The organism is Flavobacterium sp. HNIBRBA15423 (genome assembly GCF_052655965.1).
Genome location: NZ_CP199751.1, coordinates 1061556 through 1084472 on the forward strand (window position 1 = coordinate 1061556; position 22917 = coordinate 1084472).

Genomic DNA, 22917 nt, shown 5'->3' on the forward strand with positions numbered 1-22917 from the left:
ATATACTATAAAAGTATTTTTTTGGGATTTAAATTCTAAATAAATGCTGGTTTTTTGGTTGAAAAACTTCGAAAAATAATTTTAATTTTTTGTGTTTTAAAGAAAACGAAGTTTAATTGTAAATATTATCGTTTAAGTGTAAAATGACTTCTTATGTGAGAACCATTTTTCTTTTCAAGAACAAACCAATAATCACCTGAAGGAAGCAGATTACCGTTATAAGTACCATTCCATCCTTCACTTAAGGGACTAATTTGCTTAATTAATTTACCATATCTGTCAAAAATGTATATAGCACTATCTTGTAAGTCTTGCTTGATTAAATTTTTAATTTGCCAAGTATCGTTGTAGCCATCTCCATTTGGAGTGAAAAATTTCGGGTAATCTAGAATATAAAAGGATTTTGTGACTAATCCACAGCTGTTTTTATCATTTACATATATGGTGTATTCACCTGAGGCAAGATTTTCAAAAATAGCAGTATCTTGGTAATCCAATCCGTTAAGTGAATATTCATAAGAACCATTTCCTGACACAAGTATTGTCGCTGTGTTATTTTCAGCAAAATCATTAATTTCAATATTTTCGATAGTAGCTATTTCTGAACCAATGACTGTAAAAGTTTTAGTTTTAAAGCAGCCTGAAGCATTTTCTAGGGTAACTGTAAAAATACCCGAATTAGATACTGAAATAGTTTGACTAGTTTGTGTTGGATTTGTATTCCATGTGTAAGAAAAGAAACCATTTCCAGCATCTAAAATGATAGAATTGTTTTCGCAAATACCAATAGTTTCATCTACAATACCTTCTTCAAAAGTATTTACAACTAATGTAATTGGAAATGAAATATTATCATAACAACTTGGTATGTTAGTTATTTTAGCATAAATTGTTTGTTGGTAAGGAATAGTGTTTTGATAAGTTGATGGTAGAGGATTTGTAGAGCTTGAGCTTTCAAAAAAACTTACTTGGTAATTGGTTGGTAAATTTGTAAATAGAAATGGAATAATAGAACTTAAATTAAAAGAGCTAAAACCATCTTGTATATTGTCATTATCACATTGAGGAAAAGTTGTGTTAGTACTTTGTATTAAATCTGGAGCAAATTCAATTATTATTTCGTCCGTTGGAGAAGGTGTGCAGCCAGGAATGGTGACTTCTACAGAATATGTTCCGTTTTGAGTGACTGTTAAAGTAGAATTAGTTTCTCCTATAATTTCATTTCCGTTTAAAAACCATTTATGATTCCCTGTTAAAGAGGTATTTAAATCAAAGCTACTACAAACAGGATTTCCATTTGCAACTGTTCTGTCATTACCCAAATTTACATTTGTATTAAAACTACCAGCCTTTAAAAAAATAGCAGAATCATATCTATAATTTCCTTCATCTGCAATTACAAGTTTAATATGATATGGTGTTCCTGGTGTAACATTTGACTGAGCAGTAAGTATTTTGGTTTGACCATTAAAGTTGGTAGGATAATTTGTTCCATTAAAAGCATCAAAATATTGTTCATTTGCGACAGGGCAAATTGTTCCTGAACCTCTTATTGTATTAATCTTTATGGGAATATTTGTTCCTGGAACTAATGCTAGGTTTTGATAACTAGTAGTTCCAACTTCACGTAATAAAAAAGCAAAACCATCCGTGTAATTACATTGATTTTGTGAAGGATTAGTTAAATATTGCTCAGATGATAGTAAAAAATCGAAACTAATTTGACTTCCTAAAGGAACAAAATCAAATTCTAAAACCGTAGCATTAATGCTATTGGATAAGTTTAAAGCTGTATTTAGATCACTATCGCCTTGCCAAGAAATATCTCCACCATCCTCTAATAAACTATTATTTGGACCTGGAGCATTATTTATTTTCCCCGTGCTTAATATAATTCCTTCATTAATAGGAAAAGAAGAGCCATTATTATTGAAGTAGCCATACGTTTTTTCACCAGTGGAATAGTTTCCTCCAGACACAACAACATTGGTAATTGATGCACAACCACTGTTAATTAGAATATTTTCGACTAATTGTTGTGGAGTGTAATTTTCATCTACGATAATGTTTTGAGCAATATTACTATAGCTGATGAGAAAAAAAAATATGAATAAAAAATACCTCATTTTTCACTTTTTAATAGCAAAGGCAAAGATACTATAAATCTCTTTTTCTCAATATGTAATAGGATAAATAAATAAAAATGGCAGTCCAAACACAAACAATTGCAATTTCTCCAAAATGAATACTATAGTCTCTAATTGCCTCTTCTCCTGTAATTGTAGTTTCTATATTTTTAATAGCAGAAAGTCTTGTGAATGGTTCTTTTATTAAATTACTCATAGATTCCAATGGGAAGAATTGATTGATTTTTGCGTAAGTATCTGTATCTGGAAAAATTTTCCATCTTAATAATCCAGAAACAATTCCTTCACCAATATTCCAAATTAATAAAAACCCTAGTGCAAAAGCGCTCCTTTTAACTAATATTCCTAAAAATAAACAAAAGGAAAAAAAGCCTACTAATTTGAAAAAGAATCCAAGCATGTATTCTAAATCAGAAAATACAATTCCAAATTCGGTGTAAGAAGAAAAGGAATATCCTAAGATTAAAGACATTAAAAAGATAAAAATACTAGATGCTAATGCAAAAACAATTACTGTAAGGAATTTTGACAAAATAAATTCCTTTTTACTCATTCCGTCTATTAAATTCTGTTTTAATGTTCCATATGTATATTCATTTGCCATCATAGAAACAATTACAATAGCTAGGAATAATTTAAAATATCCTGCTATATAAGTATTAAAATGCCATATATAAGGAAAGTTAAAAATACCTTGTTCTGCAATATGTAATCTAAATGTGCCAAATTCAAATTTAATAGAAGCAATAAGAGCAATGAATGATAGTAAAATAAAATAAGATAATATTAAAAATTTACTAGCTCTATTTTTAAATAGTTTCTGTAATTCTATAGAAAGTAATCGTTTCATCTTTAGTTTTTGTTTGTTAATTGTAAAAATTGTTCTTCAAGGCTGTTTTTTCTTTTTACTAAATGCTGTAAAACGATTCCTTTTTCAAACAAATATTTATTGAGTTCGTTAGCTTCTAAGCTGTCTTTTAGATAAACAAATACTTTGTCCTCTTCCTCTTTTATTGAATCTACAGAAGTATGACCTAGTAAAACTTCTTTTAAATGATGAGTATTATCAGATTTTAATTCGAAAAAGCCTTCATTTGAAAGCATTCCATCAACTGTACCATGATAAAGCATTTCTCCATATCTTAGAACTACTACATGACTACAAACTTTTTCTACTTCATCTAGTAAATGAGAAGCTAATAAAATAGTAGTGCCTTGTGAAGCAATTAATTTTATCAAATCTCTTATTTGTCTAATTCCTTGAGGATCTAAACCATTAGTAGGCTCATCTAAAATTAAAATTTCTGGATCATTTAATAGGGCAGAAGCAATAGCTAAACGTTGTTTCATTCCTAACGAAAAAGTTCTGAATTTACTGTCTTTTCTATCAATTAGTCCAACTAGTTCTAATTTTTCATTTACTTTTGAGTGTGGAATTTCTTTTATTTTACAGACTAAGTTTAAATTTTCCTCAGCTGTCATATAAGGATAAAAGTTAGGCCTTTCAATAATAGCTCCTACTTTTTTTAATGCATTGTGAGTTGCTAAATTACCATTAAACCATTGGTAACTTCCTGAAGTTTTATTAACCACATTTAAAACTATTCCTAAAGTGGTTGATTTTCCTGAACCATTAGGTCCTAGAATTCCATAGACATTGCCTTTGTGAATTTCAAAAGAGACATCTTTAACGGCATGTACTCTTTTATTGAAAATTTTATTGAGGTTGTTTATTGTAAGTATTGTTTCCAAAATAGTTTGTTTTTATTTAAAGTAGACGAAGTTATTATAGATTTGTTACAAAACGTTTTTAGTTTAATCAGATATTTGCAAAAAAAAAAAGCCTATATGAGCAATACATATAGGCAAATTTCTTTAAGATTTTTTTTAAATTTTTCTTCTTCCACTGATTAGTGATAATATAAAAAGTACTATAAAAATAAAGAATAATACTTTTGCAATACTAGCTGCACCAGCAGCAATTCCACCAAATCCAAATATTCCAGCAATTATGGCTAAAATAATAAATGTAACTGTCCATCTTAACATAATAATAAATTTTTAGTTCGTAATAGTTTTTTGATATATTGAGATATAAATAATCTTCTCTTTTACAAATTTAAAAATTACCTAACACCTTTTTCTTATATGATTTTTTAAAACAGTTATAGTATTGCCATATTGCTGTTTTTTTAACGTGCTAAATGGTAATTGTGCAATATTTCTTTTCTATTGTGTAATGGTTTTTTAATCTGCATAATTTAATTTTGAACTTAATAATTTTAGAATATGAAGATAAACGCTTACACTAGAAGAACAATTTTAGGAGGATGTATCTCTTTAGTAATTATGTTAACTCTAACTTTCTTACTTGGTAAATTAAGCGGCTACGAGGCTAAAATACTTATTCGTCACTCACTTGCAGGAATGCATACTTTATGCAACACTATTTCATTAGCATCAGCTACTATTTTAGCTTTATTATTAACTTTGTTAGGAATTAGCTCGAGTTCAAAATCTAAACTTAAAAAGGATCATTATAAGCATATATTGCAAATTGCTAAGTTAGATACTTTGGTGTTTGTTCTGTCGGTAATTACTTTTTTGATTTTTAATTTACCAATAACTGAATCGGAAAACGTGCCTTATAATTGGTTTAATTTTGTGTACTATATTTCTGTAGCTATTTCAAGTATACTTAGTTCTTGTTTAATTATGGTGGTGTTAATGTTGTATAATACTATTGTAAATATTATTAATATTGTAGGATTAGGTATTACTGACCATCCGTTAGTTAGAAAAGATAATGAAAACTAAACTTTGTATTTAAAATTTTTCAAAAACACCTAAACCAAATAAAGCAAAGTCATATTTTACAGGATCATTAGGGTCAAATTTTCTTAGATTTGTATCTAACTCGAATAAAGCTTTAGCATCATTTTGTTTACGTGTAAGTAAATCTAATTTTCGAGCTACATTTCCTGAATGCACATCTAAAGGACAAGATAAAGAAGCTGGTGAGATGGTTTTCCAAATACCAAAATCAACTCCTTTATTATCATTGCGAATCATCCAGCGAAGAAACATATTAATTCTTTTAGCAGCAGAATTATTTAACGGATCAGAAATATGTTTGGTAGTTCTTTGTTGATGCGGAATTTCAAAAAACACTTTCTTGAATTCTGAAATGCTTTTTTGATTGGAATTTACTTCGCTATTTTTTGCAAACACTTTTTCTAGACCATTATGACTTTGGTAAACATTTTTTAAAGCTTTAATGAAAGTAACAGCATCTATACTGTTAAAAGTACGATGTACAAAATCATCAAGTTTTTCTAAATCATTTTCTGTATGCGTCATAATGAAATCATAAGGTGTGTTTCCCATGATGTTCATTAATTTTCGTGCATTATTGATAATCATTTTTCGGTTTCCCCATGCTATAGTTGCCGCTAAAAAACCCGCAATTTCAATGTCTTCTTTTAGTGAGTAGGAGTGTGGAATTTGTATAGGATCACTTTCAATAAAACTAGGATTATTGTACAGTTCTACTTTCTCGTCAAGAAATTCTTTAAGTTCCGTTTGTGTCATTAAATTAGTTAATTTCCAGTAACAATATTTCCATCAACCATTACTAGTTTTCGGTCTGCCATATCAGCTAAGTCTTCATTGTGAGTTACTATGACGAATGTTTGACCAAACTCATCTCTTAATTTAAAAAACAATTGATGTAGATTTTCTGCGGTATGTGTGTCTAAATTACCTGAAGGTTCATCGGCAAAAATAACAGATGGTTTGTTAATCAAAGCTCTAGCAACTGCAACACGTTGTTGTTCACCACCAGAAAGTTCGCTAGGTTTATGATGCAATCGATGTGATAATCCTAAATATTCTAATAGTTTTTTAGCTTCTGTTTCTACTTCTTTTTTATCCCGTTTAGCAATTAATCCAGGAATATAGACGTTTTCAAGTGCTGTAAATTCTGGTAATAATTGATGGAATTGAAAAATAAACCCTAAATGCAAGTTTCTAAATCGAGATAAATTTTTATCATTCATTGTAGTAACTTCTTCACCATTTATTTCTAAATGAGTCTTAGACTCTTGTGAAGGTTTGTCTAAAGTACCAAGGATTTGTAACAAAGTTGTTTTTCCAGCTCCTGAAGCTCCTACTATTGAAACAATTTCACCTTTTTTAATATGCAAATCTACACCTTTAAGAACATGTAAAGTGTCGTAATATTTATGTAAATTGGTTGCTTTTATCATTACAAATCATTTCTACAAAGAAACTATTTTTTTTCTAATTTTTTAATTTTAATCCATGTACAATTTAATTTCGTAAATTATAAATATAAGTTAAATTATAAATCTGTTTAACTTATTTAGTATATTTGTTAAACAAAAATTACAATTCAATGAAATATTTGCTTTTAATTTGTTTTTTTATTCTCCAATCTTGTCATTCACAAGAGGGAAAATTTAAATCAAAAGAATTTAAAGAACCAATAGTAGTTAAAATGAATGAAAATTTAGAAGTTGCCACTTTTGCTGGTGGATGTTTTTGGTGTACTGAAGCCATTTTTTTAGAAGTTAAAGGTGTAAGTAAAGTAGTTTCTGGTTATATAGGAGGAAAAACAAAAAATCCTACATATAGTGAAGTTTGTAGTGGAACGAGCGGTCATGCTGAAGCTATTCAGATAACATTTAATCCTAAAGAAGTTGCTTATGAAGATTTGTTAGAGATTTTCTTTGGCACACACAATCCAACTACTTTGAATAGGCAAGGTGCAGACGCAGGAACACAGTATAGAAGTGAAATTTTTTATTATTCTCTGGAACAAAAGGAAAAAGCTGAAAATTATATTCAATTAATTACTAAAGAGAAACTGTATAATGATCCTATTGTAACTCAAGTTACTTCAGCTACCGAATTTTATTTAGCTGAAGAATATCATCAAGATTATTACAGCCAAAACTCATTGCAAGGATATTGCCAAATGGTTATTGCTCCAAAACTGGAAAAGCTTAGGAAATATTACAAATCAAAATTGAAATAAGAAAGAAATATCATTATGAATACAATGATTGAAAAAGAAATATTTGACATTGTTGGAGATAACCACCAAATGACTTCAGCTGAAATGCCTTTAAGGAAAGATGCTTTTGATAAATCTGATGAGGAAAAAATGGAAGTGATTGAAGAGCATTTTGAAATTATCATGAAAGAACTAGGTTTAGATTTAACCGATGATAGTTTAAAAGGTACTCCATATAGAGTAGCTAAGATGTTCGTACAAGAAATTTTCTCAGGGTTAAATCCTGCTAATAAGCCTAAAATTTCGGTTTTTGAAAATTCGTATCATTATGATAAGATGTTAGTAGAAGCAAACATAAGTTTTAATTCTACTTGTGAGCATCATTTTTTACCAATTGTAGGGAAAGCACATATAGGTTATGTTTCTTCAGGTAAAGTTATTGGGCTGTCTAAATTAAACAGAATAGTAGATTATTTTGCAAGAAGACCACAGGTTCAAGAGCGAATGATTATGCAAATATTCAATGAATTAAAATTGGTTTTAGAAACAGATAATGTAATGGTTGTAGTGGAAGCAGAACATTTATGTGTTTCTAGTAGAGGAATTAAAGACGAAAGTAGTTTTACTTCAACTTTACAATATGGAGGAATTTTTAATCAGAAAGAATTTCGCGATGATTTTTATAAGTTAATTAAAAAAGAATAATTACTTTGGCATTTATTTTGCTACCATAGTGGTAATTAACTTTTAATTTTATTAAAATGGGTGAAGAAGTACAAATAGTAACAAAGTCTAAAGATTCTAGTAAAAAAACAAAATTAGTATTAAGTATATTATTTGATATTATAGGAATGCTGTCATATATTGTTCCATTATTTGCAGAAGTGACCGATATAGTTTGGGCACCTATTTCAGGTTTGATTTTGATGTATATGTACAAAGGAGTTACTGGTAAAGTTGCAGGTATTATTGGCTTTATAGAGGAGGCTTTTCCTTTTATAGATTTTATACCAACTTTTACTTTAACTTGGATTTATCAATATGTAATTAAAAAAGAAGAATAAAAAAGAATCTCGAGTAATCGGGATTTTTTATTTTAATTTATTATCAAAAAAATTAGCAATGAATCCTAGTTTCATTCGATAGAGCATCTTTTTTTCAAATTCCCAAAAAAAGCTAAATTGACCAAATAAAGCTCCAATAAATACTAATAAAATTTGATAGATAGGGAATAAAAGTATAAGTCGTAAAGGCCAATAAAACCATAACGACATGCTGTCTTTTGTTATTCCTAAATAATTAATAACAGGTTTAGATAGATATGCAGCAGTTGAGCCTGTTATTGCAAAGACAATAAAAATAATCACTAATTGCCAGTTTGAAGTAATATTCCAGCGTTGTTTGAGTTTGTTCATTTAGTTTTTAATTAAAAATTTCTGAGAATAATCAATTTCTTTTTGTTTTTAAAAGGATAAGCAATACTATCCTTAATTGAAAAATAAAATTTATTTATATTGTATTGGTCTTTTTTAATATCAAATATTTCAATAATACTACCATTAATCTTGTAGTTTCCATAATAATAACCACCTAAAAGTGTTGCTGAAAAATTTAGTAATAATTTTGATTTTAAGTATAAATTAAAATCTTTAATAAAATTGAGAGTAAAAATTGCAAAGAAAAGTATGTACGGAAATAATATAATGAAATCGAAAAAAGAGTAGTTATGATATATATCAGATGGTTTGTAACCAATTATAAACGTAAATATTAAAATTAATAAATGCTTCATTTACTATTAAATTCGTGCTATAAAACCACCTAATTTTTGATTGTTTCTTAATTGAAAATAGACTAAGTAATTATATATCATGTAGTTTACTTCATATCCGTAATCAATGTTACTATCATAATTAATTTGCATTTCATACAAATTGCTATTGAATTGATTAGGAAATATAGCTCTTCTGTTCCATTCTAAAATCCAAACTCTGTTTCTAGCTTCTAAGTAAGTTTGAGAATAATAAGTTCGTGGTTTTGCAAATGAATTAAACCAAGAAGTAAAACCTCCGTCAATAATAATAACTTCATATTCAATTTCGTCATTTGCTATTCTTACAGTGTCACTTTCTAATTTAGGCTTATCATTAGACGAAAAATTCTTAGTAGAATTACAAGAAATTGCAATTCCAATTATGCTAATTAATATGAAAATATATTGTTTCATATATGAAAATTCTTTTTTAGTTGTCCAAGATGATGTTGTCTTTTATTTATTAATAGTTTTCTGCAAAAATATTTTATTAGTACAATTTCATAGCTTTTATTTCTGATATAAAGATAAAAAAAAGCACCGACATAGTCGATGCTTTTAACATATTTGAAATGGATATCTATTATTTCTTGCCGAAAAGGCTTCCTAGAAGACCTCCTAAGCCACCTTTTTTCTTTGTAACAGCAGAAATTGCATCACTAACGTCTAGTTTGCCATCGTTATTTTGATCTAAAGCAGAAGTTAATAATGTGCCACCTAGCGAGCTTCCATCATTTGATGAACCTCCTAAAAGACTACCTAATATACCTCCTAAACCAGCTCCATCAGAAACACCATTACTTTTGGATTGTTTTCCTAAATATCCCATAATGATAGGAGCTAACATTGGTAATATTTGCGAAATAATACTACTTGAAACACCAGTTTTTTCACTAATTCCTGTTTCTACTGCACCTAATTTGTCTCCTAATAAATGTCCTAAAATTTTAGAACCATCATTAAAATCACCACCATTAATAAAACCACTCAGATTGTCTAAAATACTTCCATCGTGTTTTCCTTTAGTAACAGCATTTATAAGACCTTCAGCACCGTTGCCTGACAGTAAGTTTCCTTGCATAGCGCCAAGTAAAGCAGGTAAACTTGAAGAAACCACATCACTAGCTTGTGATGGATTAATTCCTGTTTTATCACTAACACTGCTTACGATTTGCTTTCCTAAATCGCTATCTAATAAATCTAAAATTCCAGACATAATTATATTAGTTAAAGTTGGATGTTAAAGTTAGTGATTTTTTTAATTATTTTTCAATAAACTTATAATCTGTTCTGCTAATTCAGTTCCAATTCTATCTTGTGCTTCCATTGTAGCTGCTCCAATATGAGGAGTTAATGAAATTTTTGGATGCATTAATATTTTCATTTCAGGTGTTGGTTCATTTTCAAAAACATCTAATCCAGCAAATAAGATTCTATCTTCGTCTAAAGCTTCTATTAAGGCTACTTCATCAATTACACCTCCACGAGCTGCATTAACAATTCCTACATCTTCTTTCATTAACTTTAATTCATCTCTACCTATTACATAGCCATCTTGTGCTGGAACGTGTAAGGTTATAAAATCGGAATGCTTTAAAAGTTCTTCCATTGGTTCTGTTTTGATATCTACATTGATAAATTGACCATTGTAGAAATCGACACGAATTACAGCTTCACCAACATACTTATCTGAAGCAATTACTTTCATACCAAGTCCTAAAGCCATTTTAGCAACTGCTTGACCAATTCTTCCAAAACCTATAATTCCAATTGTTTTTCCTTTTAACTCGATACCATTCGCGTAGGCTTTCTTTAAACCATTAAAATTAGTATCGCCTTCAAGTGGCATATTTCTATTTGAATCGTGTAAAAAACGCACACCTGTAAATAAATGTGCAAAAACTAGTTCTGCTACACTTTCACTTGATGATGCAGGAGTATTAATTACATGAATACCTTGTTTACGAGCATAATCTACATCAATATTATCCATTCCTACACCACCTCGACCTATAATTTTTAGTCCAGGACAGTTATCTATTAAGTCTTGTTTAACTTTTGTAGCGCTACGAACTAAAATTACTTTTACATCGTGTGTATTAATAAAGCTTGCTACTTGCTCTTGTGCTACTTTGGTAGTTATAACTTCAAAACCTGCTTTTTCTAATACTTTAATACCTGCTTTTGAAATACCATCATTCGCTAATACTTTCATTCTATTTTGTTTAAATGTTAAGGTTTAAAAAAATAAATTGGATTAAACCTAAATTATAAATTATTAAATATTTTTTTCTAATTCTTTCATTACATCTACTAAAGCTTGTACACTTTCTAAAGGTAAAGCATTGTACATAGAAGCTCTATATCCACCTACAGATCGATGTCCGTTAATACCAGAAATACCAGCTTTCTTCCACATTGAATCAAATAATTCTTGGTGTGCTTCATTTTCAAGTAAAAAAGTAGCATTCATTATACTTCTATCATCTTTAGCTACAGTTCCTTTAAATAATGGGTTTCTATCAATTTCTGAGTATAGTAAATTTGCTTTTGCTTCATTCCTTTTTTCGATAGCTGCAATTCCTCCTAGTTTTTTTAACCATTTTAGTGTTAATAAAGAAGTGTAAACCGCAAATACTGGTGGAGTGTTATACATACTTTCTTTGGCAATATGCTGCTCATAATTTAGAATATTTGGAATTACTCTTCCAGATTTTCCTAAAATTTCTTCTTTAACAACTACTAGAGTAGTTCCAGCTGGACCCATATTTTTTTGAGCACCTGCATAAATTAAATCAAATTTTGAAAAATCGATATTTCTAGAAAATATATCGGAACTCATATCGCAAACCACAGGAACATCAGTAGCTGGAAAAGATTTCATTTGAGTTCCAAAAATAGTATTGTTGGATGTGCAATGAAAGTAATTTGCATCTGATGGAATTGTATATCCTTTAGGAATATAATTATAGTTACTGTCTTTTGATGATGCTACAATTACTGTTTCACCAAATGCTTTCGCTTCTTTTATAGCTCCACTTGCCCAAGTCCCTGTATCCAGATAGGCTGCTTTTCCATCTGTTTTCATTAAATTATAAGGAACCATCAAAAATTCTAAACTTGCACCACCTTGTAAAAACAAAGCTTGATAACCTTTTCCTTCTAAATTCATTAGTTCAAGTACCAAAGCTCTTGCTTCATCCATTACTGCAACAAAATCTTTACTTCTATGGGAAATTTCTAATATAGATAATCCACTTTCATTAAAATTTAAAATTGCTTTTGAAGCTTCTTCGAAAACTTCTTGCGGAAGAATGCATGGACCTGCACTGTAATTGTGTTTTTTCATTTTTTATAATTTTATTCCAAAAAATAGATTTGAAATTAGTTGTGATATAATAGTTTTAGCAAATTTCGGAAATAGACTTTATAATAGTAATTCTTTTTTTTATTAATTATTCAATGTTATTAACAATAACGTTTGAGTAAATGCATTATTATGATGTTAAAAATTGAATTGTATCAACATTATCAGCATAATCCCAAAGATTTGGTTGTTGAGTTTGACCAAAAGGAATACTATTTAAAAAACTAGTTTTACTTACAATGCATTGGATTTTTTCAGTATCATTTTCTAGTTTTTTCTTTAATTCATCTAAATTATCATAATATTCATAAAATAGAGAGGAAATAGGAGAAGAATAACTATTATCTTCTCTGAGAGTTAAAAAACCATTATCAAGTAATTTATAATTACTCATTAAATATACTGCTTTATTATAATCATAATTGTTAGCATACTTTTCATATTGAATAATATCTTGATATTCAAAAATAGCATTGAAAAAAGTGTCAAAATTGTATTCTCTTGGGATGAAAATTTTTGAAACGTTTCTACATCCTAAACCAAAATACCTAAAAATATCTTCACCTAAATGAATTAAATCTTCTTTAGTTTCTTTTCCAGTTAGTATAGCAATCGAATTTCTGTTTTTTCTTATAATACTAGGTTTATCTCTGAAGTAATATTCAAAATAACGTGCTGTATTATTACTTCCAGTAGCAATTATGGCATCAAAATTTTCTAATTTCCCTTCAACAAATGTAATTTTCTGTTGGAATTGATTATCTAAAGCAATTAAATATTTTGCTAAGAATTTTATTAAATGTTGATCATTTGAAGAAGTTTTTACTACTACATTATGACCAGAAATTAAAACACTTAGAAAATCATGAAATCCTACCAATGGAATATTTCCAGCTAGTATAAGTCCAATATTTTTTTGTTTTACAGCACTAAAATCATAAGGAGAAATCCATTTTTCTAAATTTTCTTTAGTCAAAGCATTAGCCCATGATGAAATAGCAAAGCAAACATTTTCTTTTGTAAACCAACCATTGTGTGATTGAGATAATTCTATTAATTGAATAAATTGATTGTGAAATAATGTGTTGTTTTTTACAGAATCAATTTTTGTGTAATTTTCATTGGAAAACTGTTTTAAAAAATGACCCAATTCAATAAAACATTTTTTTATTTCATTTTGTAACATTTGTTTTTTGTTTTTAAGTGGTTTACGTTGTATTTTTGCACAAAAATAAGTAATAAGTTAGAAAGTTTTAGAGAAAAATAGTATTTCTTCCAACTTGTGACTTCCAATTCAAAATTTAAGAAATGGCAATAAAAATAACAGACGAGTGTATTAATTGTGGTGCATGTGAACCAGAATGCCCAAATACAGCGATATATGAAGGAGCTGATGACTGGAGATATAAAGATGGTACAAAATTATCGGGTAAAATAATCTTACCAAATGGAACAGAAATAGATGCTGATGCTGCTCAAACTCCATTGTCAGATGATGTGTACTATATAGTTCCAGGAAAATGTACCGAATGTAAAGGTTTTCATGAAGAACCTCAGTGTGCAGCAGTATGTCCTGTAGATTGTTGTGTTCCAGATGAGGAACATGAGGAATCTGAAGAGACACTTTTAAATAGGCAATCCTTTTTACATAACGAATAATTTCAGCTCCTCAATTTGAGGAGTTTTTTATATGATGATAAAATTAATAGTAGGATATGTTGTTTTATTACTGCTTTATTACTCTTGGCGTTCTACTATTTATGATGGATATTATACAAGTAAAGGTAAGGTTATTGATTTTGAAACTATTACAGTTAAAAGAGGTGGATATAAAGGAGGAAGTGTTTATATTACTAAACAAATGCCTGTAATAGTATATTTTTCTATTGGCTTACTATTCCTGATTTAATTATTATTGGTTTGCTTTTGATTATATATACAGGAACAATTAAAGTTTTTTTTAATAATTAAAAATATCTTTTTAAGTGTTTTTACTACAAAAAACGTTTGATTTAGGGAAATATTTTTATTTTTGTTAAAATTGTTATTTGTAATGAAGAAAATCTATTTTCTTTTTTTAGTTATTTTATGCCTAAATGGTTTTTCCCAAGAGAAAGAACTTACTATAATATTTAGGGATATTGAAACTCAGTTGCCTGTTGATGAGGTTACTATTACCGTGCTTAGAACTAAAGAAAGCTTTGTTTCAAATAGTGATGGTGTGGTTAAAATTTTATTAAAGAGACCTTCTTATTTAGAAGTAAGTCATTCCTCCTATAAAAAGTTTATTGTTAAATCGATTACTTTAGAGGAAGAAGAAAATGTAATTTATCTAGAGAACACCATAAATAAGCTACCAGAGATTATTTTAACTAAAGATCATCCACAAAATGTTTTAAAAGGATTAGTAGAAAATTCAAGAAACAAATTATCTGTGCCTTCAAATTTAAGAGTTTATATTCGAGAATTCTTTAAGAAAAATGACAAAAATATTTTATATAATGACGGATTGGTAAATTTTCAAATTCTTAAAGACAAGTCTTCCATTAAAACAGATATATTAGTTGAACAAAATAGAGTATTAGGAATTCTTAATGAAAAAACTGACAAAGATATATATGGTTATAATTTAAATAACCTAATGGAGAATTATTATAAATTTAAATATTTAGACGAAATTTTAGATAATAAAATTAAAAGTAAATACGATTTTCAAATTAAGTCTTATCCAGAAAACGAAGATTATTACCAACTATTAGTGAAACCATTAGAAGGAGAAGAAGGTTATCTATTTAATTATACCATTTTATATGATCACAATAAAAGAATTATTGTTGAAATCGATAATTTTATAGATTCAGAGAGAGCTGAAAGGAATTTCGATTATTCTGTTTCTGGCAAGAAAAATGTATATAAGTCAGCTTTTAAAATGAGTTATAGAGTTAAAGGAAATGAAGAATATTATTTGGTTTATGCAAAAGAAGAAATTGGTTTTCTAGCAAAACAAGATAAAGAAATGATTAAAACCGAAGTGAGAAATTACTTTGTAACAAACAAATTTACCAAAAGACTATTCACTTATGATGTTAAAGAAATTTTTAAAGAAAAAACATTATTAAATAGATCTAACACTATTTTAACCGACTTTTGGAATATCGATTCAGGTTTAGTTTTAACTCAAGATGAGCAAGATTTTATCGATAGTTTAACAGAAGTTGTTGAAGAATAAAAAAAAAGCTAACCTAAGTTAGCTTTTCAATCTTGTTATAAAAAAAATATTTTATTTTTCAACTGAATATTTTTCCATAACAATTTTATCATTCTCATAGTCATATGTTTCTAATATAAGATTTCCTTCATTATCAAAATAGCCAAAAGAAACTTTATCATTATTTCTGTAAATATAGTTATTGTTGGAGGTTTTTCTTAATACTCCGACTTCTGAAGTGTTAGATGGATTTATCATTGAGTATCCATTTCCTTTTTGAACCATTTGATATTTGTTCCCATCAGAGATATAATAAGCAGATAAGTCTACATCATAATATTTGGTTTCACCATCGATATTCACTTTTGTGGTTTTAGTCACATCTACTTTAGATTCTCCTTTCATAGGAATGTTTTTCCCCTTTTTCTCAGACATATTAAGTTCCACATCTTGAGTCTCTTTAGTTTCAACAGTTTTTACAATTTTCTTTTTCCCTTTAGAATCCTTAATTGTTGTTGTAACAGTTTCAGTCTCTTTTTGAACATTTTTATTTTGAGCCGTTATTTGCAAAGTGGCTAATAAAAATATTGTAGACAATAATAAATTTTTCATAATTCCTTGTTTTAAAGTTATGGTACAAATTTAGGGTCTATTAGGAGTCTAATTGTTACATCATTTCGGTAGCTTATTATATAATTATGATATTATAATTTGTAAGTACTTCTTAAGTATTTGATATTCAGTTTTTATAAAAAAAGGCTATCTAAAAAAGACAGCCTTTTAAAAGAGAGTAGGTGATTTAATTAAAAATCGAAACCTATTCTTGCATAATAGTAAGCACCACTAAAACCCATTTGAACTGAATCCCAATAACCACCAGCTTCAGTATCACCTATTTCATCTTGTTTGTCTGGATAAACATTTAATAAGTTATTACTACCAACAGAAAGTTTTAAGCTTTTTGAAATTTGGTATCCCAAAGTCAAATCGGTAACTATTTTTGCATCATAAACATCATCTTCGTCTGAATAATCAACTAATACTACTTTGCTAAAACGAGTAAAAGCTAATCCAGCATCAAGTTTATTTCTCTTATAAGTAAGGTTTAAGCCAAATTTATTAGATGGAGCTGAAGCTAATAAAAAAGCTTTTTCTCGTTTACCAAAGAAAGTTTCTTCATCTAAAGTACCATTTTTTACATTATCAATTTTCATATCATTAATATTTCCAACCAAAGTTGCTGAATAAGAAGCGTTACCTATACTTTTTTTCCAAGCAATTACTAAATCTAAACCAGTAGTTTTTGTATCTACACCATTGGCAAAAAATTGCGCTTCAGAAACACCAATATTTAGAGCAGAAGCATCAAAATATCCTGTTAAAATAATACGATCTTTTACTTTTATAAAATAACCATCTATAGTGGTGGTAAAATCTCCAAATGAAGCTGTTACTCCTAAAGATGCATTAAATGCTTTTTCTCGATTCAGTTTTTGTATTCCAAAAGCTCTAGTAACAGGACTATTATTTGGTGATAATAAAACTTCTGTTGCTCCACCAGAATTAAAATTGGTAAACCTTAAATTATAATATATTTGGGCTAATGAAGGAGCTCTAAATCCAGAACTAATTGATCCTCTTAAATTAATTTTATCAGTAATTTTTAATCTTGAAGCTAATTTTCCATTTAAAGTAGAACCAAAATCACTATAATTTTCAAAACGAATAGCAGCACTCACAAGAAAGGATTCAGTAATATCTAATTCGGTATCAGCATATAAAGATAAATTACTTCTGTTCTTTACTACTTCATTAGCTAAACTATAACCTGGGAAACCTTGGGAACCACCAGGTCTTGGATCTCCAGATATAGGATCAACGGGAATTGTTTGATTAGCTGGGTCGGTCACCACTTGTCCATTAACATCGTAAGTAGCATAAGAGCCTTCTTCTCCAGCAAAAATGCTAAACTGTTCAGTTCTGTATTCTGCTCCAAAAGCAAGGTTAAATCCACTTAAAATAGATTCATAATTTTTAGAAAAATCAAAATTTAAAGTGTTTTGGCTTAAGCTATGACCACCTGCATCAAATTCAGTTGGAGAAGCCTCTTCCAAGGAAGCATTAAGAGTTCCTTTAATTGTATAATGAAATAAATTTTTTCCAAAAGTGTTACTTATATCAATATTCCAACCACTATCAGTTTTGGTTCTAATTCCAGCAGCGATTGAAGTGTCAAATATAACAGATGTAATTCTTGGAGTAAAACCACCTGGGTAAATACTTTCAACTACTCTTGCACCATCATTTCTAGTGAAAGCATAAGCATCTGTATTTCTATAATTTCTTCCCCCGAAAATGTAAAATTTGGTTCTCTCCGTAAACTTGGTTTCAATATTTCCAAAGAAATTAAAGCCATTTATTTCGGCTTCACCAAATCCTTTTCTAAAATCATATCCAGGACGTAATGTTTTGTTTTTATCTAAGTATTCTAATGTAAAATTTGCAAAGCCATCTTCGCCTAGTTTAACTCCATAATTTGTAGCCACTTTTAAAGAACCACCATCAAAATTTTGATCTTTTCCAAAAGAATTGCCATTTCCATTTTGATCTAATCGATAGCCATCAGTATTTGCCGTACCAGGAAGAAAATCTCCTTTGGCATTTGTATTATAAGCTCCATAAGTAACATTTCCAGAAACACCTTCTGAATTATCTTTTAAAACAATGTTAATTACACCAGCAATGGCATCCGAACCATATTGTGCGGAAGCTCCATCTCTAAGAATTTCAATTCGCTTGATTGCATTAGCAGGAATCGCATTTAAGTCTGTTCCTGTGTTTCCTCTTCCTCTTGTACCAAAAAGATTAATCAGAGAAGATTGATGTCTCCTTTTTCCATTAATTAATACTAATGTTTGATCTGGACCTAAACCTCTTAGAGAAGCAGGGTCGACGTGGTCAGCTCCATCAGAACCAGATTGTTTGTTAGCATTGAAAGAAGGTGCAACATACTGAAGTAGCTGATTAATTTCAATTTTTCCACTTTGAGTGGTAATATCTTTTACATCTATCACATCTATGGCAACAGGAGATTCAGTAACCGTTCTTTTTGGACTTCTTGAACCTACTATTTGAACTTCTTGCAATTGTTGTCCTTCAATTAAAATGACATCAATTAAAGAGTTTTCAGTTGTTTTTTCAATTGATTTGAAGCCAATGTAACTAAATACAAGTATTGCTCCATCGTTTACTGTAATGTTGTATTTACCATTAAAATCAGTAACTACTCCATTAGTAGTGTTTTTTTCAATTACATTCACACCTATTATAGGTTCTCCAAAGTCGTCTGTTACAGTTCCAGTGATCTCTTTTTGAGAAAAGAGCAATTGAGAGCAGGTAAACATTAGTAAAAATGCTAGTTTTTTCATAAAAATCTGTTTATTTGTTTGTAGTTGTAAATATAAGATAAAAATAATGTAATTGTTTTTTGTAATTTAGAGAATAAATCACTAAAATAAATGCAGCTTTGAGACTTTGTAACTTTTAAAGTATATTTGCAAACTTTAAAATGAATTAGTTATAAAAAATATATCATGAAAGCAGGAATTGTAGGATTACCAAATGTTGGAAAATCAACACTATTTAATTGTTTGTCAAATGCAAAAGCACAAAGTGCTAATTTTCCATTTTGTACCATAGAACCTAATATTGGTGTGGTAAATGTACCAGATCCTAGGATTGTTCGTTTGGAAGAGCTAGTAAAACCTGAACGTGTTCAAATGGCAACTGTAGATATTGTAGATATTGCTGGTTTAGTAAAAGGAGCAAGTAAAGGAGAAGGTTTAGGAAATCAATTTTTGGGAAATATTAGAGAATGTAATGCTATTATTCATGTTTTACGTTGTTTTGATAACGATAATATTGTTCACGTAGATGGAAATGTAAACCCAATTCGCGATAAAGAAACGATTGACATCGAATTGCAACTAAAAGATTTAGAAACAGTTGAAAAACGTTTGGAAAAGACGAATCGCGCTGCTAAGACTGGAAACAAAGAAGCACAAGCTGAAAAAGCTCTTTTAGATAGAATTCGCGAAACTTTATTACAAGGTAAATCGGCTCGCACAGTTATTCCTCAAAACCAAGATGAAGAAGAATTGATGGAAGAATTTCAATTAATTACTTTAAAACCAGTTTTATATGTTTGTAATGTGGATGAAGCATCTGCTGTTTCAGGAAACAAATATGTAGAGCAAGTTAAAGAATTGGTGAAAGATGAAAATGCAGAAGTAATTATACTTTCTGTTGGTGCAGAAGCTGATATTACTGAATTAGAAAGTTACGAAGAGCGTCAAGTTTTTCTTGAAGATATGGGATTGACTGAACCAGGTTCAGCAGTTTTAATTCGTGCTGCTTATAGATTATTAAATTTACAAACCTATTTTACAGCTGGTGTAAAAGAAGTAAGAGCTTGGACCATAAAAGTAGGAGATACAGCTCCAAAAGCAGCAGGTGTAATTCATACCGATTTCGAAAAAGGATTCATCCGTGCAGAGGTAATTGCTTTTGAAGATTTTTCAAATTACGGTTCAGAAGCAAAAGTAAAAGAAGCTGGAAAATTAAGAGTAGAAGGAAAAGAATATATAGTAAAAGATGGTGATGTAATGCATTTTAGATTTAATGTGTAATAAATATTATATTTCTAAAAATTATTGAAATATATTGAAAATAAAAAAATGAAAAGTATTGCATCGAGTCTATTAAAAGTAGCTTTATTAGGTGTTTTGTTATTTAATGTAAGTTGTTCTGAAGAAGCAGATGTTGAAGCTGTTGCTGAAAAATTCTTGACACATATAAATAAACTAGAATTCAAGGAGGCTAAAGAATATTGTGATGAAAAATTGGCTTCTATTTTTGGAATGTTAGAAGGATCAACTACGATGTTTAAAGATATATCAAAAGAAAATGTTCCTACCTTTAAAATTAAAGGTTTAGAAATTAAAGATGATGTTGCAACGGTAAAATATGTTCAAACTAAAGATGGAGAAACTAAAGAAGAAACATTAATTTTAAAAAAGATTGAGGGAAAATGGAAAGTTTCTTCTAATAAAGAAGATGTTAATGGGATAGATAATCAACAAAAGTTAAATTAGTTTATAGAAACTAATTCTTTGAATAATTAATCAGATACAAAAAGGAAAAGTAGTATCAAAAAATAAATATCACTAGTTAAATTTTTTTTCCTAAATTAGTTTGCAGATTTAGGTGTTAAAGAAATAAATATTTTTAATTTTTATTTAAAACATTAAAAAAATGAGAATAGTTTTAATTTATTTTTTCCTTTTTAATTTATTCGCTTTTTCACAAGAAAAGAAAGTAGTTGACTTATTAAATAAGCAACTTATGAAAGAAATTAAAAAATTCACAAATGAAGACTCTCTGAAAATAATTCAACCTTTTTATATTAACGAAAGTAAAAAATTAATTCTTGAGTTTGAGAAATACAATAGTTATAATGAAAAATGGGAAGTAATAAAATCTGAAGTGTCACTAGATAAAATAACAGGTTTTATTAAGGATATTAATGTAATTTTTCAAACAGAAGAAAAAGATGTTTTAGAAACTATTAAAACCTACAATGAAAAAAAAGAGTTAATAAGTACAGATATAATCGATACCAATTTGTTTTTTACAGGAATTAATAAAGAGCAAAACAACACAGACTTTCGAGATAAAATAGTAGAAGCCTTCAAAAAAGCAGGTTATGTTATTGATTCACAATATTGGTATGATTAATCATATATTAATGAAATTATACAAAAGTCATGAAAAATATTTTCATTAAAATGGTAAGTAATTAACTTAAAAACTTATTAGAAATTTTTATCTTTTTACAATTTTTTGAATACTACTTTTCCCTTCGTTTTCTATCTTAAGAGTATAAATTCCTTGAGAAAAATTTGAAATATCAATGCTATTGGTATGAGTAGTTTCCATAAGTTTTTCTCCTACTATATTATACACACTTAAATTTTCAATTTGTTTTGATGCATTCAAAGTTCCTTCAGTAGGATTAGGAAAAAGAACTAATGAATTCAAATGAATGTTATTTAAAGATAGCGTGGTTTCATTTAAATGAAAAGCTATAGCGTTATTTCCACCTGACCAAATATAATCTAAATCTCCTTGATTATCAACATTGGCAATGGTAACTTGTCCCATAATTAAACCTGAATTTTGATGCACATTTATTTCATTTGTAAAAGTATGATTAATGTCGTTAACAAAAACAGAAATAGTATTGGTATAAGAAGCATATATGTCTTTAAGTCCGTCATTATTATAATCTATTGAACTTAATGATATAAGATTAGGAATTGTGGAAAGCGTAGCTTCATATGTCATAACACCATTACCGTTGTTACTAAACCATTTTACATGACCAGAACCATTTCTACCAACGATATCAAAATCGCCATCATTGTCTACATCAAAAGAATGTACTAAAAAAAACACTTCTGTTGTTATGGAGTAATAGTTAGGTGTGAAAATGGCATTTCCATTGTTGGTATAAATTACTAAACCTGCAGTTTCACCTGAAATTAGATCTACATCACCATCATTATCAATATCTTGTATAGCTAAATCCAAACATTCTAATACCAAAGGAGATGTACTTGTACTTAAAATAGTTTCTTTAGTAAAACTTCCTAAACCATTGTTTCTATAAAAATCAATAGAATGCTGGCCAATAATAACAATATCATCTAAATTATTTTGATCAAAATCAGTAACAACTACATCATTTAAAATCATGGAATTATTGTCAAGAGTAAAACTAGAATAAGAACCATTAGTACTCAAATAAATTTTGGACTCGTTTGTTGTTTTACCAATTGCAACAATGTCTAATTCATTATCGCTATTAAAATTACCCATTGCAAAACCTCTACAAAATTCAAAAGCTTCAATCTGATTAAAAGTAGAAAAAGAAGCGTTCATTTGATTGGTATAAAATCCCAACCTACCATTGGTACCTGTTGTTGAAGTAATAATATCTTTAAAACCATCATTATTTAAATCATGAGACAAAATTTTAGTAATTCCTGCAGTTGGCACTGAAGTATCAATAAAATTTACTGTACCAATTTGGGCATTTGATTTAAAAACTAATAGAATTGTTACTAAAAAGAAACTAATTGTTTTCATATATTTTATTCCTGTTAATCCTAATTGCTTTAAAAAGAATGATTTAAGACTTACCAAAAATATTAAAAAAACCTTGTAACTTTGATTAAAAATAAAATAAAGCTAACTTCTTGTAAATATTGTGTTTTTAGGCTC

At 28.6% G+C, this 22917-nt stretch carries 25 protein-coding genes; 10 read left to right on the forward strand and 15 right to left on the reverse strand.

Annotated features, from left to right (window positions below; genetic code table 11):
* Positions 1-125: 125 nt before the first annotated feature.
* The 4 genes from ACULEV_RS04795 to ACULEV_RS04810 form a co-directional block, all read right to left on the reverse strand.
* Entirely contained in the window at positions 126-2126 is a 2001-nt protein-coding gene (locus ACULEV_RS04795; RefSeq protein WP_445457533.1) for a choice-of-anchor L domain-containing protein, read from the reverse strand.
* Between the two features lie 31 nt (positions 2127-2157).
* The gene (locus ACULEV_RS04800) at positions 2158-2997 is read right to left on the reverse strand and encodes an ABC transporter permease (protein ID WP_445457534.1); all 840 of its coding nucleotides are present in this window, start codon (positions 2995-2997) and stop codon (positions 2158-2160) included.
* 2 nt (positions 2998-2999) lie between these two features.
* A complete protein-coding gene (locus ACULEV_RS04805) occupies positions 3000-3899 on the reverse strand; it encodes an ABC transporter ATP-binding protein (RefSeq protein WP_445457535.1) in 900 nt (299 codons plus the stop codon).
* Positions 3900-4034: 135 nt separating this feature from the next.
* Positions 4035-4196 (reverse strand): DUF1328 family protein, encoded by a 162-nt coding sequence (locus tag ACULEV_RS04810; protein ID WP_445457536.1) that lies wholly within the window; start codon positions 4194-4196, stop codon positions 4035-4037.
* A gap of 240 nt (positions 4197-4436) precedes the next feature.
* Between ACULEV_RS04810 and ACULEV_RS04815 the strand changes: the two genes are divergently transcribed.
* On the forward strand, positions 4437-4964 hold the full coding sequence (locus ACULEV_RS04815; protein ID WP_445457537.1) for a hypothetical protein: 528 nt from the start codon (positions 4437-4439) through the stop codon (positions 4962-4964).
* Between the two features lie 9 nt (positions 4965-4973).
* On the opposite strand, the gene ACULEV_RS04820 is transcribed toward ACULEV_RS04815, so the two are convergent.
* Complete coding sequence (locus ACULEV_RS04820; RefSeq protein ID WP_445457538.1) at positions 4974-5738, reverse strand: TIGR02757 family protein; 765 nt, start codon at positions 5736-5738, stop codon at positions 4974-4976.
* An 8-nt stretch (positions 5739-5746) separates the two neighbouring features.
* Entirely contained in the window at positions 5747-6415 is a 669-nt protein-coding gene (locus ACULEV_RS04825) for an ABC transporter ATP-binding protein (RefSeq protein WP_445457539.1), read from the reverse strand.
* A gap of 149 nt (positions 6416-6564) precedes the next feature.
* Here ACULEV_RS04825 and msrA point away from each other — a divergent pair, with 149 nt between their 5' ends.
* From msrA to ACULEV_RS04840, 3 genes are read left to right on the forward strand one after another with little or no spacing between them, the layout of a single operon-like run.
* Complete coding sequence (msrA, locus tag ACULEV_RS04830; protein ID WP_445457540.1) at positions 6565-7206, forward strand: peptide-methionine (S)-S-oxide reductase MsrA; 642 nt, start codon at positions 6565-6567, stop codon at positions 7204-7206.
* Between the two features lie 24 nt (positions 7207-7230).
* Positions 7231-7890: a GTP cyclohydrolase I FolE gene (gene folE, locus ACULEV_RS04835; RefSeq protein ID WP_445458519.1), complete on the forward strand. Its 660-nt coding sequence runs from the start codon at positions 7231-7233 to the stop codon at positions 7888-7890.
* 56 nt (positions 7891-7946) lie between these two features.
* A complete protein-coding gene (locus tag ACULEV_RS04840) occupies positions 7947-8249 on the forward strand; it encodes a hypothetical protein (RefSeq protein ID WP_445457541.1) in 303 nt (100 codons plus the stop codon).
* Between the two features lie 27 nt (positions 8250-8276).
* Here the strand turns inward: ACULEV_RS04840 and ACULEV_RS04845 are convergent, their stop codons facing one another.
* The 6 genes from ACULEV_RS04845 to ACULEV_RS04870 form a co-directional block, all read right to left on the reverse strand.
* Positions 8277-8600 carry a DUF6787 family protein gene (locus ACULEV_RS04845; RefSeq protein ID WP_445457542.1) on the reverse strand — a complete coding sequence of 108 codons (324 nt, stop codon included), beginning with the start codon at positions 8598-8600 and terminating at the stop codon, positions 8277-8279.
* Positions 8601-8983: 383 nt separating this feature from the next.
* On the reverse strand, positions 8984-9412 hold the full coding sequence (locus ACULEV_RS04850; RefSeq protein WP_445457543.1) for a DUF6146 family protein: 429 nt from the start codon (positions 9410-9412) through the stop codon (positions 8984-8986).
* Between the two features lie 169 nt (positions 9413-9581).
* On the reverse strand, positions 9582-10214 hold the full coding sequence (locus ACULEV_RS04855) for a DUF937 domain-containing protein (RefSeq protein WP_445457544.1): 633 nt from the start codon (positions 10212-10214) through the stop codon (positions 9582-9584).
* A gap of 42 nt (positions 10215-10256) precedes the next feature.
* A complete protein-coding gene (locus ACULEV_RS04860) occupies positions 10257-11213 on the reverse strand; it encodes a D-2-hydroxyacid dehydrogenase (RefSeq protein WP_445457545.1) in 957 nt (318 codons plus the stop codon).
* Between the two features lie 63 nt (positions 11214-11276).
* Positions 11277-12347 (reverse strand): 3-phosphoserine/phosphohydroxythreonine transaminase, encoded by a 1071-nt coding sequence (serC, locus tag ACULEV_RS04865; RefSeq protein WP_445457546.1) that lies wholly within the window; start codon positions 12345-12347, stop codon positions 11277-11279.
* A gap of 148 nt (positions 12348-12495) precedes the next feature.
* Entirely contained in the window at positions 12496-13551 is a 1056-nt protein-coding gene (locus ACULEV_RS04870) for an acyl-CoA reductase (protein ID WP_445457547.1), read from the reverse strand.
* A gap of 122 nt (positions 13552-13673) precedes the next feature.
* On the opposite strand from ACULEV_RS04870, the gene ACULEV_RS04875 reads away from it, so the two are divergent.
* From ACULEV_RS04875 to ACULEV_RS04885, 3 genes are all read left to right on the forward strand, one after another.
* The gene (locus ACULEV_RS04875; RefSeq protein ID WP_445457548.1) at positions 13674-14024 is read left to right on the forward strand and encodes a 4Fe-4S dicluster domain-containing protein; all 351 of its coding nucleotides are present in this window, start codon (positions 13674-13676) and stop codon (positions 14022-14024) included.
* A 31-nt stretch (positions 14025-14055) separates the two neighbouring features.
* On the forward strand, positions 14056-14274 hold the full coding sequence (locus ACULEV_RS04880; RefSeq protein ID WP_445457549.1) for a hypothetical protein: 219 nt from the start codon (positions 14056-14058) through the stop codon (positions 14272-14274).
* A gap of 144 nt (positions 14275-14418) precedes the next feature.
* Positions 14419-15594, forward strand: coding sequence for a hypothetical protein (locus ACULEV_RS04885; RefSeq protein WP_445457550.1), 1176 nt, complete (start codon positions 14419-14421; stop codon positions 15592-15594).
* A 51-nt stretch (positions 15595-15645) separates the two neighbouring features.
* Here the strand turns inward: ACULEV_RS04885 and ACULEV_RS04890 are convergent, their stop codons facing one another.
* On the reverse strand, positions 15646-16185 hold the full coding sequence (locus ACULEV_RS04890) for a hypothetical protein (RefSeq protein WP_445457551.1): 540 nt from the start codon (positions 16183-16185) through the stop codon (positions 15646-15648).
* 191 nt (positions 16186-16376) lie between these two features.
* Positions 16377-19001, reverse strand: coding sequence for a TonB-dependent receptor (locus ACULEV_RS04895; protein ID WP_445457552.1), 2625 nt, complete (start codon positions 18999-19001; stop codon positions 16377-16379).
* 165 nt (positions 19002-19166) lie between these two features.
* On the opposite strand from ACULEV_RS04895, the gene ychF reads away from it, so the two are divergent.
* From ychF to ACULEV_RS04910, 3 genes are all read left to right on the forward strand, one after another.
* Positions 19167-20261 carry a redox-regulated ATPase YchF gene (gene ychF / locus ACULEV_RS04900; protein WP_445457553.1) on the forward strand — a complete coding sequence of 365 codons (1095 nt, stop codon included), beginning with the start codon at positions 19167-19169 and terminating at the stop codon, positions 20259-20261.
* A gap of 48 nt (positions 20262-20309) precedes the next feature.
* The gene (locus ACULEV_RS04905) at positions 20310-20726 is read left to right on the forward strand and encodes a DUF4878 domain-containing protein (RefSeq protein ID WP_445457554.1); all 417 of its coding nucleotides are present in this window, start codon (positions 20310-20312) and stop codon (positions 20724-20726) included.
* 160 nt (positions 20727-20886) lie between these two features.
* On the forward strand, positions 20887-21369 hold the full coding sequence (locus ACULEV_RS04910) for a hypothetical protein (protein ID WP_445457555.1): 483 nt from the start codon (positions 20887-20889) through the stop codon (positions 21367-21369).
* 87 nt (positions 21370-21456) lie between these two features.
* Here ACULEV_RS04910 and ACULEV_RS04915 read toward each other — a convergent pair whose 3' ends face one another.
* A complete protein-coding gene (locus ACULEV_RS04915) occupies positions 21457-22782 on the reverse strand; it encodes a T9SS type A sorting domain-containing protein (RefSeq protein WP_445457556.1) in 1326 nt (441 codons plus the stop codon).
* Between the last annotated feature and the right edge of the window lie 135 nt (positions 22783-22917).

Coding starts and splice junctions, on each gene's coding strand:
- ACULEV_RS04890 (WP_445457551.1), bottom strand. CDS start 16,185: ATGAAAAATTTATTATTGTCTACAATATTTTTATTAGCCACTTTGCAA.
- ACULEV_RS04825 (WP_445457539.1), bottom strand. CDS start 6,415: ATGATAAAAGCAACCAATTTACATAAATATTACGACACTTTACATGTT.
- ychF (WP_445457553.1), top strand. CDS start 19,167: ATGAAAGCAGGAATTGTAGGATTACCAAATGTTGGAAAATCAACACTA.
- msrA (WP_445457540.1), top strand. CDS start 6,565: ATGAAATATTTGCTTTTAATTTGTTTTTTTATTCTCCAATCTTGTCAT.
- ACULEV_RS04845 (WP_445457542.1), bottom strand. CDS start 8,600: ATGAACAAACTCAAACAACGCTGGAATATTACTTCAAACTGGCAATTA.
- ACULEV_RS04840 (WP_445457541.1), top strand. CDS start 7,947: ATGGGTGAAGAAGTACAAATAGTAACAAAGTCTAAAGATTCTAGTAAA.
- ACULEV_RS04880 (WP_445457549.1), top strand. CDS start 14,056: ATGATGATAAAATTAATAGTAGGATATGTTGTTTTATTACTGCTTTAT.
- ACULEV_RS04815 (WP_445457537.1), top strand. CDS start 4,437: ATGAAGATAAACGCTTACACTAGAAGAACAATTTTAGGAGGATGTATC.
- ACULEV_RS04870 (WP_445457547.1), bottom strand. CDS start 13,551: ATGTTACAAAATGAAATAAAAAAATGTTTTATTGAATTGGGTCATTTT.
- ACULEV_RS04860 (WP_445457545.1), bottom strand. CDS start 11,213: ATGAAAGTATTAGCGAATGATGGTATTTCAAAAGCAGGTATTAAAGTA.
- ACULEV_RS04875 (WP_445457548.1), top strand. CDS start 13,674: ATGGCAATAAAAATAACAGACGAGTGTATTAATTGTGGTGCATGTGAA.
- ACULEV_RS04905 (WP_445457554.1), top strand. CDS start 20,310: ATGAAAAGTATTGCATCGAGTCTATTAAAAGTAGCTTTATTAGGTGTT.
- serC (WP_445457546.1), bottom strand. CDS start 12,347: ATGAAAAAACACAATTACAGTGCAGGTCCATGCATTCTTCCGCAAGAA.
- ACULEV_RS04915 (WP_445457556.1), bottom strand. CDS start 22,782: ATGAAAACAATTAGTTTCTTTTTAGTAACAATTCTATTAGTTTTTAAA.
- ACULEV_RS04855 (WP_445457544.1), bottom strand. CDS start 10,214: ATGTCTGGAATTTTAGATTTATTAGATAGCGATTTAGGAAAGCAAATC.
- ACULEV_RS04800 (WP_445457534.1), bottom strand. CDS start 2,997: ATGAAACGATTACTTTCTATAGAATTACAGAAACTATTTAAAAATAGA.
- ACULEV_RS04810 (WP_445457536.1), bottom strand. CDS start 4,196: ATGTTAAGATGGACAGTTACATTTATTATTTTAGCCATAATTGCTGGA.
- ACULEV_RS04820 (WP_445457538.1), bottom strand. CDS start 5,738: ATGACACAAACGGAACTTAAAGAATTTCTTGACGAGAAAGTAGAACTG.
- ACULEV_RS04885 (WP_445457550.1), top strand. CDS start 14,419: ATGAAGAAAATCTATTTTCTTTTTTTAGTTATTTTATGCCTAAATGGT.
- ACULEV_RS04895 (WP_445457552.1), bottom strand. CDS start 19,001: ATGAAAAAACTAGCATTTTTACTAATGTTTACCTGCTCTCAATTGCTC.
- ACULEV_RS04795 (WP_445457533.1), bottom strand. CDS start 2,126: ATGAGGTATTTTTTATTCATATTTTTTTTTCTCATCAGCTATAGTAAT.
- ACULEV_RS04850 (WP_445457543.1), bottom strand. CDS start 9,412: ATGAAACAATATATTTTCATATTAATTAGCATAATTGGAATTGCAATT.
- ACULEV_RS04910 (WP_445457555.1), top strand. CDS start 20,887: ATGAGAATAGTTTTAATTTATTTTTTCCTTTTTAATTTATTCGCTTTT.
- folE (WP_445458519.1), top strand. CDS start 7,231: ATGATTGAAAAAGAAATATTTGACATTGTTGGAGATAACCACCAAATG.